We start from the raw sequence: 13,420 nt of genomic DNA on the forward strand, positions 1-13,420 counted from the left end.
TGGTATTTGTTTATTGATAACTATTGATTCTTTATAGATTATTTCTAATATGAGATAGGATATTCTAATTATAGCACATTCCGAGAGTGTTACTTAATATTGGATTTTAAAAGAATTACATAATTAAACATAATGGTAATTATGTAACGAAAAAAGAAGTGGAAAATGAAACCTCTGAGAATTGATTATATAGAATAATTATTATTCTGCGTGAAAATAAATAAAGGTCACTCAAGTGAGCAACCTTTATTCTTATTTATTATTTATAAATATTAATATTTATATTTTTCCAATTCTTTGCTGGCTTCTTCGTATTTATCGTTGATATCCAGATTGTAGTAGACGTTTTGCAATTTTACATACATTGCTTTTAAGTCTCCTTCATCAGCTTTACGTGCTAATAATGATTCTTTGTATTTTTCTAACAAAGGAATAGCTTTATTGTAAAGAGCTTTAGCCTGATCATCTAATGCAGCTCTGTCTTTAGCAATAGAAGTATTTCCTGCTTGTTCTTTCAAATTCTGAGCTTGTAGAATATATGATACAGCAAGACCCTCTAATGCTCTTTCGCAATTAGGATCTTTTGATAAAGCAGCACTGTATGTGTCATCTGCTGTTTTATAGTCCTGTTTTTCAGCATATAATGCCGCTTTTACACTATACATATCACATGCTGAACTTGGAGATTCTGCAATAGCTTTATCTAGATAAGCAATGGCTTTATCTCTTTCTCCTTTTTTGATATACTGATTGATCAGATTAGGTACAAAGTACTTGCTTTCAGGGAATTTTTTAGCTCCAGCTTCTAAGGTTTCGATAAACTTAACAGTATCCCCTACACTCTCGTATTCACTTGCTAAAAGTTCATAAGCTTCGTTTTCTTTGTATGTGCTGTTAGCTACAAATGGCTCACTTATAAGCTTATTTAATAGAGTAATGGCTCTTTGTGTTTCTTTTTCCTTAACTGCAGCATCTCCACCCTGACTTGCTTGTATCGCACAAATCACGGCGTAATACTTGATTGTTTGGAAAGTACTGTCATTTGTATTTATCTTATCTTTCTCATCATCGAAAACAGCCATAGAAGGTATTTCCCAATATTTTTGGAAAAAGTCAGCTGCTTTAGAGTATTCTTTCTGATTATTGTAATACACACCACCATTGATGAATGAAGGGTGATTAGCTCTCATTGTAGTTGCAATATCTTTGCGGTACTTGTTTTTGATCTTGCCTTTCTCATCAGGTAATTGACCCAATTCATCAGCTTTTACATATGGATCATATGTTGCAAAAAGAGCAGTATACATTGTTTTTTCATCAGGTTGCTGCTGTAGCATTTGTTTCATGTTTTCAGCTTCAAACTGCTTGTTTTCAATATCTCCAGCCAGTTTCCATGTTTCAGGATCATTCTGTGTTTCAGGATTGGTCAGAGCCGGCTTTATTAAATCACGAGCCTCACTGTAATTTTTAGAATTCATTGCTCCTTTCGCATCTTTCACCGCTTTCTTCTGAGCAAATGAAAGTGTAACGAGCATACATAATCCTGCTGATAAAAGTATTTTCTTCATCTGTTATTAAATTTTGTTTGCAATTATTTATTCCTCAGATTTAGTTTCGTCATCCGAAACTTCATTATTGTTTATAACATCCGGATTTTCGGATAGTTCGATATTTTCAATTTCTTCGTCTTCTTCTTTTTCAGACAATACTTTACATACAGATGCTATCTGGTCGTTTCTTTTACCCAGATTTATAAGTTTGACACCTTGAGTAGCACGTCCCATTATACGAAGATCTGCAACTTTGACACGAATAGTAATTCCCGACTTGTTAATAATCATCAGATCGTTTTCGTCCGTTACATTACTGATAGATACCAATTGTCCTGTTTTATCAGTGATGTTCATGGTTTTAACCCCTTTACCCCCCCTGCTGGTTATACGATAAACTGGCTCACCGTCTTCATCATTTAATCTGGTACGTTTACCAAATCCTAATTCTGATACAACCATGATAGTTTCGTCCTGAGTATCTTTTGACATCGCTATCATTCCGATAACTTCATCCGAGCCGTCTTCTTCTATGCGCATACCTCTAACTCCGGTTGCAGTACGTCCCATTTCGCGAACATCAGATTCATGAAAACGGATAGCCCGACCTTTACGGTTGGCCATAAGTATTTCGCTATTTCCATCAGTAAGAAGTACTTCTATAACTTTATCGTCTTCACGAATGGTTATTGCATTCACTCCATTTTGACGAGGGCGAGAGTACGATACAAGTCTGGTTTTCTTGATAACACCTTGTTTTGTACAGAATACAAGGAAGTGGTTATTCACAAAGTCTGGATCATTTAATCCCATTACTTTGATAAATGCATTCACTTTATCATCCGCTTCAATATTCAACAAGTTCTGAATAGCCCTGCCTTTTGCATTTTTACTTCCTTCTGGAATATCAAATACACGCAACCAGTAGCAACGTCCTTTTTGTGTAAAGAACAGCATATAATTGTGCATAGAAGCAGGATAGATGTATTCTACAAAGTCTGCATCCCTGGTTTCCGAAGCTTTAACCCCCACACCTCCTCTGTGTTGAGCTCTGAACTCGGTTAAAGGAGTACGTTTGATATATCCCATATGAGATATGGTTATAATCATCTCATCATCAGCATAGAAATCTTCAGGATTCATTTCCACATCGGAATAAACGACTTCTGTACGACGGACATCACCATATTTATCTCTAATCTCAATTAGCTCGTCTTTGATTACTTTCATACAAAGTTCTTCATTTTCAAGAATTTCTTTCAGATAAGCAATCAATTTTTGTACATCTTCGTATTCTGCGTGTAATTTATCCTGCTCAAGTCCGGTCAACTGACGCAGACGCATTTCTACAATCGCACGAGCCTGTATTTCTGTCAGTTCAAATCGTTTGATAAGTCCATCAATTGCATCCTGAGGCGATTTCGAACCTCTGATAATAGCAATAACTTCGTCAATATTATCTGATGCAATAATCAAACCTTCCAGAATGTGAGCACGTTCTTCAGCCTTTTGCAGATCGAATTTAGTACGTCTGATAACAACATCATGACGGTGTTCTACAAAATAAGCAATCATCTCTTTCAGGTTCAAAGTACGCGGACGTCCTTTTACCAAAGCAATATTGTTAACACTGAAAGAACTTTGTAAAGCAGTAAGTTTAAATAGTTTATTTAAAACGACATTACCATTGGCATCACGTTTTATATCAACAACAATGCGCATACCAGTACGGTCTGATTCGTCGTTTACATTGCTGATTCCTTCTATTTTTTTATCGCCAACAAGTTCGGCGATATGTTTGATAAGTTCGGCTTTATTTACAAGGTATGGAATTTCTGTTATAACGATTTTTTCGTGATTGCCATCCATCTCTATTTCGGCACGACCACGCATTACAACACGTCCTCGTCCTGTTTCGAATGCATCACGAACACCTTGATATCCATAAATGAATCCTCCTCCGGGAAAGTCCGGTGCAATAACATACTGCATCAGTCCATCTACATCAATATCTCTATTTTCGATATAAGCAATTGTCCCATTGATTATTTCGGTCATATTGTGTGGCGGCATATTTGTAGCCATACCAACCGCAATACCCGAAGCTCCGTTGATCAATAAGTTTGGAATACGTGTAGGAAGAACAGTTGGTTCTTTTAATGTATCATCGAAGTTCAACTGCATATCTACAGTATCTTTTTCGATGTCTTTCAGCATTTCCTCCGCCAATTTGCTAAGGCGTGCTTCTGTATAACGCATCGCTGCGGGGCTGTCTCCATCGACACTACCCATATTTCCTTGTCCATCAACCAATAAATATCTCAGACTCCATTCTTGAGCCATACGTACCATTGCAAAATATACGGATGAGTCTCCGTGTGGGTGATACTTACCTAGTACTTCCCCAACAATTCTGGCTGATTTCTTATAAGGTTTATTTGATGTATTACCTAGTTCACTCATCCCGAACAGAATACGGCGGTGTACAGGTTTAAAACCATCTCTAACATCGGGTAATGCTCTTGATACAATAACAGACATTGAATAGTCAATGTATGCCGATTTCATTTCATCCTCGATGTTGATTTTAATAATTCTGTCTTCCTGATCTGTCATTATCTTTAAAGATATGTTAACATTAAATTTTGTTTATCCTAACTAGCTTATTAAGCGTGAAAAATCATGCTAAGTTACGAATTTTCTTTCGATTTGTGAAATATTTTAAGACAAAGTAACGTTATCCGGGACTGGTATTCTCTATCAAAAAAAATAGCTCTATCTTGTTTTTAATCAAACAGATAGAGCTATATTGTGGGTTAAGGTGATATTTACTCCTTAGAATTCATCTTTTCCATGGCAATTTTTGTATTTTTTGCCACTGCCACAGAAACAAGGATCATTTCTTCCTAATTTTTTTTCTACTCTTATAGGAGCTTGTTTGGGCTTATTTTCTTCCGTTTGAGAAGGTTTTCCACTTTCATCAGCATCTTCTTTTTGAGTTTTATATTTGCTGAAATCAGTTTTTTCTTCAGGAGCTGCTTCTTTTACTTGTTCAGGCTGACGTACAGGTATCTGTCCTCTCATTAAGATTGCTACAGCTTTTTTATTCAGTGTATCAACCATTGTCTTAAACAGATTGAAAGACTCCAACTTATAAATCAACAAAGGATCCTTTTGCTCATAGCTGGCATTCTGCACAGAATGACGGAGTTCGTCCATTTCTCTTAGATGCTCTTTCCATTGTTCGTCAATAGTATGAAGAAGAATCGATTTTTCAAAAGACCTGATTACACCCTGAGAGCCTGTTTCGTATGCTTCTTTCAGATTGCAGGTTATATTGTACACTCTTTTGCCGTCTGTAATTGGAATAAGGATATTCTCGAAACTTTGACCTTGGTTTTCGTATACATCTTTGATAACAGGATTTGCAATCTCTGCCAATCTGTCCATTCTTTGTTTGAAGTTTTTGATAGCATATTCATATACTATATCTCCAACTTTTTCGGGTTTCATTGATCTGAATTCGTCTTCTTTGATCGGACATTCAATAGCCAATACTCTCAGTAATTCGATTTTCAGTCCTTCATAATCTTGAGCATCAACATACTGATCTGTAATTGCTACAGCCGAATCATAAAGCATATTTATAATATCGATACCGATACGTTCTCCCATAAGAGCATGGCGGCGACGTTTGTAAATAACTTCACGCTGAGAGTTCATTACATCATCATATTCCAAAAGACGCTTACGTATACCGAAGTTGTTTTCTTCTACTTTTTTCTGAGCACGTTCGACAGACTTACTTAACATATTGTGTTCAAGCACTTCTCCTTCTTTGAATCCCATTTTATCCATCAAGCCGGCAATACGTTCTGTTGCGAACAAACGCATCAACTGGTCTTCGAGAGAAACAAAGAATACAGATGACCCCGGATCCCCCTGACGTCCTGCACGACCACGCAACTGGCGGTCAACACGTCGAGACTCATGTCTTTCTGTACCAATAATTGCAAGACCTCCAGCAGCTTTAACCTCTGCTGATAGCTTGATGTCTGTACCACGACCAGCCATGTTAGTTGCAATGGTTACCATTCCTGTCTGACCTGCAAGAGCAACTATTTCTGCCTCTTTCTGGTGTAACTTGGCATTCAGTACATTATGTTTGATCTTACGCTGGGTAAGCATTCTGCTTAATAATTCCGAAATTTCTACCGAAGTAGTACCTACCAATACGGGGCGTCCCTGAGAGATTAATTCTTCTACTTCATTGATTACCGCTGCATATTTTTCACGTTTGGTTTTATAGATACGATCATTCATATCTTTACGTGATATAGGACGGTTAGTAGGAATAACAACAACATCCAATTTGTAGATGTCCCATAATTCACCTGCTTCGGTTTCTGCTGTACCCGTCATACCCGCAAGTTTGTTGTACATACGGAAATAGTTTTGAAGGGTAATTGTAGCAAATGTCTGTGTAGCAGCTTCTACTTTTACATGTTCCTTTGCTTCAATAGCTTGGTGAAGTCCATCAGAGTAACGACGACCGTCCATAATACGACCGGTCTGTTCGTCTACAATCATTACTTTGTTATCAATAACAACATATTCATCGTCTTTTTCAAACAATGTATATGCTTTAAGTAGTTGATTAACTGTATGTAATCTTTCTGATTTAACAGAGTAGTTCTGCATCAGTTCATCTTTCTTTTCAGCTTTTTCTTCATCCGAAACTGGTGCATTTTCTATTTCGGCCATTAAAGCACCGATGTCAGGCATTACAAAGAACTTAGGATCGTCATAATTTCCAGATAACAAATCAATACCTTTATCTGTAAGTTCTATACTGTTGTTCTTTTCATCGATGACAAAATACAGATCGTCTGTAACAATGTGCATATTACGCATTTGTTCAGCCATATACTGTTCTTCTGTTTTGAGCATAGATGATTTAATACCGGGCTCACTTAAGAACTTGATAAGTGGCTTATTTTTAGGAAGCCCCTTGAATGATCTGTATAGAAGTAATGAACCTTCTTCTTGTTCTTTCGAATCTGAAGAAGCCATCTTTGATTTAGCTTCAGCCAAAAGTTTAGTACATAGGTCTCTCTGAGCTTTCACAATAATTTCGACACGAGGACGAAATTCATCAAACATCTGCTCTTCACCTTTTGGTATTGGTCCGGAGATGATAAGAGGAGTTCGGGCATCATCAATCAATACAGAGTCAACCTCGTCGACAATCGCATAGTTATGTTTACGTTGTACTAAATCCGAAGGACTTACTGCCATATTGTCACGAAGGTAGTCGAATCCGAATTCATTATTAGTACCGAAAGTAATATCAGCCTGATATGCTTTACGCCTGCCTTCTGAGTTGGGTTGATAATTATCGATACATTCTACAGACAAGCCGTTGAACATATACAACGGTCCCATCCATTCAGAGTCACGGCGAGCCAGATAATCATTTACAGTTACAACATGTACTCCGTTTCCTGTTAAAGCATTAAGAAATACAGGTAGTGTACCTACAAGAGTTTTACCTTCGCCTGTTGCCATTTCGGCTATTTTTCCTTTGTGAAGAACAACCCCTCCAAACAGCTGAACATCATAGTGGATCATATCCCAGGTAATTTCATTACCTCCGGCAACCCAATGATTCAGATAGATGGCTTTATCTCCTTCTATTCTGACAAAGTCTTTTGTTTGTGCTAACTGACGATCGAAGTCTGTAGCGGTTACAATTATTTCTTCGTTTTGTGTAAAACGGCGCGCTGTATCCTTTACAATTGAGAAAGCTTCGGGCATAATTTGCTCCAATACAACTTCAAGCTTTTCTGTAATTTCTTTTTCAAGCTTATCTATTTGAGCCCAAATTTCTTCTCTTTGATCAATATCGATTTCTTCGATACCGGCTTTCAATTCTTTAATTTTATTCTTTTCAGTTGCAACATGGTCATTGATTGTTTGCTTTAACTGAATGGTTTTTGCTCTTAATTCATCATTCGAAAGAGCTTCTATCGCAGGATATGCCGCTTTTATTTTTTCGACATACGGATTTATCTGCTTTGCATCTCGATTCGCTTTATTTCCAAATATTTTGGACAAAATGTCATTAAATCCCATATTATTAGTTTGTTATTATTTCCTTTTGTGATTAATTCTTTTTATGCTTAAAACAATTGAATTATTATGCTTCTTTTCACATAAATTCGGGTAAAGGTTGATCTTTTGCCGCATTTGGAGAACGAATTCGCAATACTTTAGATATTGTTGGTGCTATTTCTGTAGCCTTAACTGTCCTTTTTATTTTTTCCGGCTTAATATTGTATCCCCAGAAAATAACCGGAGCAACGATCGCAGCCTCTCTTTGTATTTGAGTTTGTTGTGTAGGATTCTTCTCATCCACAATCTGATATCCGGGTTGAATTTCGACAATGATATCTCCGGATAATGTCTTGTCAAGCATATTTCTATAAGAAGACATATTCAGATTAGTCTCACCACTTAAAAGTCTCAATGATGTAGTCGCATCCTGAACTCCTGTGAATTGTATTACAAATTCAGCCGCTTTATCCTGAATCTCTTTCAGATTGATATTTTTGCTTTCTATTAGCTTACGGTTCAGATATATCTGCTGATCATGATATCTCTCAACCCATTGTTCTTTGCCGTAAACCGCCATTAGATACATATTCAACAAAGCCTCGCAACGATTGGTATAGAATACCCCTGTTGATTGTTTTGATGTTTCTGTTATAATATAATTTGAATTGTAATATCCTGTGGATGTGACGAATATAAGTGTATTTTGTAATCCTACGGTTTTCTCTATCTGGTCAAGTAAAGACGCTATATCTTTATCTAATCTAATGTAAATATCTTGTTGCTCAACTGAATAATCAAGACTATTTGCAGCTGTATAATTTCCGGCATAATAAGTGATTGCTAAAAAATCGGGATAAGAATGCTTTCCCATATCCGTTTTTAGCATTAAGTCTATAGCCGTTTTTGTTGTATTTTCGTTAGCAAACGGAGTTTCTTTTAGTTGACTGTATAAATTAGTTGAGTTTGTTTTCCATATATAATCCAAATATTTAAAATCTCCGCCATAAGGTGAAGTATTGTATTTCTCAGCACCTAAAAGTAGTTGCCATCGTAAACTTTCAGGATGATTGGAGAATATTCCGTTTCTATTTTGCTGGTCAACAGTCCAATGGAAATCTTTATAAAAGGTAGATGTAGCCCATTTGCCAGTATAATCCTCAATCCAATAAACACCATTAGCCTGATGCCCACCTGAAATTATTGCTTGAAATGAGTTTGGTGCAAATGCATATATTTCAGATTTGTTTTGTGAGGCAAACTTCAGTTCGTCGGCAATAGTAGAAACACGTAATGCTGCCGGAGATAATTTTTCTTTGGTATAATTCCCTATAAATGAATTATCTTCGAATATAGGGGATTCTGTATTTTTGTCCGCTGAGAATTTCGTTTTTCCTATAATGCCATGATAGAACGGATTGGTTCCGGTATAGATAGTTGCTATTGAAGATGCTTCATTAACATTCGGGTACTCAAATCTGATATTTGAATATACAAGCCCTTCATTTAATAAGCGGTTAAAACCTCTTTCTGAGAATGAATGTTTGAAAAGTTCCAAATAATCACCTCGCAACTGGTCAATAGTGATGCCAATCACCAACTTAGGAGTATCCTTCAAAGTTGTTTGAGATTGTATCGATGCAACTGTTAGTACAGCTACAAGTGAAGTGATTATTCTTATCATTATATTTCGATCCTTAATACTTTATATGTATAAAGGGTTGTAAGTTTAAGTAACAGAAATATTTAATGACATATTTTAAAGTGATAACTAGCTGTTGCTATTATGCTTATAAAGTCAATAAATAGGTCTGAGACCTTAATGGTTATTATTCTTTCTGTAATTTAATACATTTATTCCTGATCTTATGCATAACGCAAGGATATAAGGAATAAACGCTATTTCTAAGTATTGCGGTATCAAAAACCACGCCAAAAGAAATACTATTAAGATCGCAAAGTTAATAAAATGATAGTAGTAGACATACTTTGATGTAAATTTTATTAGAAATAAAATTGCAGCAATTATTTGAACAGGGTTGAGCCAAACTAAATTCCAATTTGGATTGGTACAAGGATGAACGGAAAAGTACATCAAAAAGAAGATTATAAAGCCTGCTGTGCCTGCTACGAAGAAAAGAATAAAGTCAAATATCTTAGAGGCAATCACCCAATTCTTTTTATAAGAGATATAAGAAAAAACAATAGTAAACAGCAAAAATATCAAACCATACCATAGCGGTGTATTGAATGATGGAGATACGAATGTGCCGGCACTATCTTGGCTTAGTAGTAAATTTTCTTCAGAAACCAAGCGGCGTATGTTTTCGCCTTGTTTTATTGTAGCACTCTTGTAAGAGTGTAGCAGATATGATGGTATAAAATCTTTCTGATGATCAGAAATTACTTTATCAGCGTCAGCTCCTATTACCAAATCTATTCCAAATCGAACCCATGGTTGCCCACTTACACATTCGAGAACTAAGTCTCTGTATGTTTGCAGCTTATTAGTTGCTGTATATTGAATCGTTCCATCTATATTTTTCTCAATAATATCTCTTGGACGGGTCGAGCAATTATCATAAAAATAATTATAGCGGTAAACTCTGTTTTCAGGTAAGGCGTTGGTAACTAAAGCATCCAATATTCGTTGCTTTTCATCCAACGTAAGATTTAGTACTTGCTCTGTAATGCCAATTCCTCGATTTTTATAACCGGATAAGTATTGTGAAAAAGAATATCCAGCAACCATGTAATCAGTTTCGCCCTTGACAAAACGGTACATAAAGTTAGGACTGTCAAAATCGAATATTCCATAATTGAAAACTACGTCTAAAAAAACAGAAGGGTCGTTGATACGTATCGCAGTGTGCCCGAAAAGCGCATAAACTTCTTTGTCCCAAGGCGTATTAGTTAATAAACTGACTTTGGAGGAGTCAGATAATTGAATATTTTGTCCTGTAATAGTAACTGATGATATTAAAAATATCAAAAAGTATAATAACTTTTTACACATGTGTATTTAGCTGATTTATAAGTAACAGAAAGTATTTAATGACGTATTTTTAGCGGTAACAGATGACTGCTGTTATTCCTGCAAAGTCAATAAATAGGTCTGAGACCTTAAAAGTTCTCTTTGTCCTCAAATGTACAAATAAAATTAAGACAAAAGTGAAAAAATATCAAAATGAAATAAAAAGTATGCTTACTATTCTAAAATGTGTATTTTTGTATACGGAAAATTAAAAAATAAAAGACATATGAAACATTTATTAGTTGTTATCTGCTTATTTAGCTGTGGATTATTTGCATATTCACAACAAGAAGTTATAAATCTGCCAGCTCCTGTAAAATCCGGAGGAAAACCTTTGATGGATGTATTAAGTGAAAGAAAATCTTATCACGGAGGATTTGTTGATAAAGATCTGTATAATCAGTCATTATCAAACTTATTATGGGCTGCTTATGGATTTAACAGGGCTGAAAAACGTACTGTGCCATCAGCCAGTAATGCTCAAGAGTTCGATATTTACGTTTTGTTAAGAGATGGAGCGTATATTTATGATGCTAAAGCAAACACTTTAAAGTTAGTTGTTGCAGGAAGTTTGAAGGAACATTTAGCAATGGATAGACAACCATATGTAAAGGATGTGGCTTTGCATTTGGTGTATGTTGCTAATCTGGATAAAAGTAAGGCCGGAAGGGATGGAGTATTACTTGATACCGGATATATTTCTCAAAATGTATATCTGTATTGTACTTCTGCAGGTCTGGGAACTGTTGCACGTGCTTCATTCAGCCGAAAAAATCTTCCTGTAGCTTTGAAATTAACAGATAAACAAGAGATTACTTTAGTTCAGGCTGTAGGGCCAGTCGATCCTGCATATGCTGATTAAAGTTATTAAGTAATATATTCCGAAATAAAAAAGAGCAATATTCAATTATTGCTCTTTTTTATTTATATATCCAATGCTCCGATTAATTCTTTTATATGGGATATGTTGTGCTGATCGAGATAGCCTTGTATACCATCGACTACTTTCTCTGAAATAGTTGGATCTATAAAATTATATGTCCCGATCTGAATAGCGGATGATCCCGCCAATATAAATTCGATAGCGTCTTGCCATGAAGCTATACCACCCATACCTATAATTGGTATTTTAACAGCATTATAAGTCTGCCAGACCATACGAAGGGCTACAGGTTTTACGCATGGACCGGATAGTCCTCCTGTAACAGTCGAAAGTACGGGCTTTCTCCTATTTATATCTATTGCCATACCCAGTAGAGTGTTGATGAGTGAAAGTGAATCTGCACCTTCTGCTTCAGCCGCTTTTGCTATTTCTGTAATATCGGTTACATTTGGCGAAAGCTTAACAATCAGTGTTTTATTATAAACTTTTCTAACAGCTTTCACTACATCGGCAGCAGAACAAGCTGATGTGCCGAATGCCATGCCTCCTTCTTTTACATTAGGACATGATATATTTAATTCTATACCGGGTACTTTGTCTAGATCTGACAAGCGGGCGGCACATTCTGCGTAATCTTCAATGGTGGATCCTGACACATTTACAATGATATTAGTGTCAAAGTCTTTGATCTCGGGATATATATGTGATACAAAGTAATCGACACCTTTATTTTGCAACCCTACTGCATTGAGCATTCCCGAAGGTGTTTCAGCCATCCGTGGATAAGCATTTCCTTGTCGGTCATAAAGGGTTGTGCCTTTTACACAAATACCGCCTAATTTGCCTAAATCAATAAAATCGGAATATTCTTTTCCGTATCCGAATGTTCCGGATGCAGTCATTACCGGATTTTTGAGATTCAAATTGCCTATTTGTATATTTAGCTTATCCATTTCAAATCTTTTATATTAAAAACAGGTCCTTCTGTGCATACACAAATGTTTCCTTTCGTTGTGTTTTCGACACAGCAAAGGCAGACTCCAAAGCCGCAAGCCATAGTATTTTCGAGCGAAACTTCGCAATCAATCTGATTTTTGTGAGCATAATTGGCTACCGCCATCATCATAGGCTTAGGACCGCATGTATATATTTGAGTAAACGATTCCTTATTCAATATAGAATGGTTGATTACATAACCTTTTTCTCCATGAGATCCATCCTCTGTGGTAGTATATACATCACCATATTTGACAAATTCATCCAGTTGTAATAAATCTTTATGAGAACGAGCTCCTAATAGAAATATAGGGAGATAACCTCGTTTTTTTAGTTCAGCACCTAAATATAGCATGGGCGCCGTCCCGACTCCTCCTCCTACGAGTAATATTTTTCCTGTTATTTTATCCGGAATGGAAAATGAATTACCCAAGGGTAATAGAAGATTAACCAAATCGCTTTTTTTGTATTGAGACATCCGTCGTGTTCCATCTCCGATTACTTGTACTAAGAGCCAAAGCTCATTCTTTTCTTTGTCGATAAAGTTTACAGAAATGGGACGTCTCAAAAATGTGGCTGGAGAATCTGATACATGTACTTCTACAAATTGTCCAGGATTCATATCCGGCAATAAGGCTCCGTCTGCTGTTGATAGTTTGAGGAGACAATAGGTTTGATTGAGCTGAAGGTTTTCGGTCACAACCAAATCGAGCATTTTTTTCATGCAGTAAAAATTCTTGTATAGTGAATAAGGTCTAAGACCTTTTTATTACTTTGACAAGCATAGTAGCAACAAAGATTTAGTAAGGTTACTAAATGCTGTGTCAAAGTTAAGCAAAACTT

At 36.1% G+C, this 13,420-nt stretch carries 8 protein-coding genes; 1 reads left to right on the forward strand and 7 read right to left on the reverse strand.

Annotated features, from left to right (window positions below; translation table 11 throughout):
* Positions 1 to 272: 272 nt before the first annotated feature.
* The 5 genes from AABJ51_RS03930 to AABJ51_RS03950 all read right to left on the reverse strand — a co-directional run bounded on the left by AABJ51_RS03930 (position 273) and on the right by AABJ51_RS03950 (position 10,680).
* A complete protein-coding gene (locus tag AABJ51_RS03930; protein WP_338374476.1) occupies positions 273 to 1,568 on the reverse strand; it encodes a tetratricopeptide repeat protein in 1,296 nt (431 codons plus the stop codon).
* Positions 1,569 to 1,595: 27 nt separating this feature from the next.
* Complete coding sequence (gene gyrA, locus AABJ51_RS03935) at positions 1,596 to 4,166, reverse strand: DNA gyrase subunit A (RefSeq protein WP_026625174.1); 2,571 nt, start codon at positions 4,164 to 4,166, stop codon at positions 1,596 to 1,598.
* Between the two features lie 219 nt (positions 4,167 to 4,385).
* A complete protein-coding gene (secA, locus tag AABJ51_RS03940; protein ID WP_338374477.1) occupies positions 4,386 to 7,685 on the reverse strand; it encodes a preprotein translocase subunit SecA in 3,300 nt (1,099 codons plus the stop codon).
* 76 nt (positions 7,686 to 7,761) lie between these two features.
* Complete coding sequence (locus AABJ51_RS03945; protein WP_338374478.1) at positions 7,762 to 9,348, reverse strand: alkaline phosphatase family protein; 1,587 nt, start codon at positions 9,346 to 9,348, stop codon at positions 7,762 to 7,764.
* Between the two features lie 135 nt (positions 9,349 to 9,483).
* Complete coding sequence (locus tag AABJ51_RS03950) at positions 9,484 to 10,680, reverse strand: lipoprotein N-acyltransferase Lnb domain-containing protein (RefSeq protein WP_338374480.1); 1,197 nt, start codon at positions 10,678 to 10,680, stop codon at positions 9,484 to 9,486.
* 244 nt (positions 10,681 to 10,924) lie between these two features.
* On the opposite strand from AABJ51_RS03950, the gene AABJ51_RS03955 reads away from it, so the two are divergent.
* Positions 10,925 to 11,560 carry a SagB/ThcOx family dehydrogenase gene (locus AABJ51_RS03955; protein ID WP_338374482.1) on the forward strand — a complete coding sequence of 212 codons (636 nt, stop codon included), beginning with the start codon at positions 10,925 to 10,927 and terminating at the stop codon, positions 11,558 to 11,560.
* Positions 11,561 to 11,622: 62 nt separating this feature from the next.
* On the opposite strand, the gene AABJ51_RS03960 is transcribed toward AABJ51_RS03955, so the two are convergent.
* A complete protein-coding gene (locus AABJ51_RS03960; RefSeq protein WP_338374483.1) occupies positions 11,623 to 12,534 on the reverse strand; it encodes a dihydroorotate dehydrogenase in 912 nt (303 codons plus the stop codon).
* Positions 12,522 to 13,301, reverse strand: coding sequence for a dihydroorotate dehydrogenase electron transfer subunit (locus AABJ51_RS03965; RefSeq protein WP_338374484.1), 780 nt, complete (start codon positions 13,299 to 13,301; stop codon positions 12,522 to 12,524). The genes AABJ51_RS03960 and AABJ51_RS03965 overlap by 13 nt, the downstream gene beginning before the upstream one ends.
* Positions 13,302 to 13,420 lie beyond the last annotated feature (119 nt).

It is taken from the genome of Indolivaga capnocytophagoides, assembly GCF_036511535.1.
In the GTDB taxonomy this organism is placed as follows: Bacteria; Bacteroidota; Bacteroidia; order Bacteroidales; family Dysgonomonadaceae; genus Dysgonomonas_A; species Dysgonomonas_A capnocytophagoides.

Excerpts from the sequence above, each read along its gene's own strand:
- AABJ51_RS03930 (WP_338374476.1), bottom strand. The coding sequence starts at position 1,568 with ATGAAGAAAATACTTTTATCAGCAGGATTATGTATGCTCGTTACACTT.
- gyrA (WP_026625174.1), bottom strand. The coding sequence starts at position 4,166 with ATGACAGATCAGGAAGACAGAATTATTAAAATCAACATCGAGGATGAA.
- secA (WP_338374477.1), bottom strand. The coding sequence starts at position 7,685 with ATGGGATTTAATGACATTTTGTCCAAAATATTTGGAAATAAAGCGAAT.
- AABJ51_RS03945 (WP_338374478.1), bottom strand. The coding sequence starts at position 9,348 with ATGATAAGAATAATCACTTCACTTGTAGCTGTACTAACAGTTGCATCG.
- AABJ51_RS03950 (WP_338374480.1), bottom strand. The coding sequence starts at position 10,680 with ATGTGTAAAAAGTTATTATACTTTTTGATATTTTTAATATCATCAGTT.
- AABJ51_RS03955 (WP_338374482.1), top strand. The coding sequence starts at position 10,925 with ATGAAACATTTATTAGTTGTTATCTGCTTATTTAGCTGTGGATTATTT.
- AABJ51_RS03960 (WP_338374483.1), bottom strand. The coding sequence starts at position 12,534 with ATGGATAAGCTAAATATACAAATAGGCAATTTGAATCTCAAAAATCCG.
- AABJ51_RS03965 (WP_338374484.1), bottom strand. The coding sequence starts at position 13,301 with ATGAAAAAAATGCTCGATTTGGTTGTGACCGAAAACCTTCAGCTCAAT.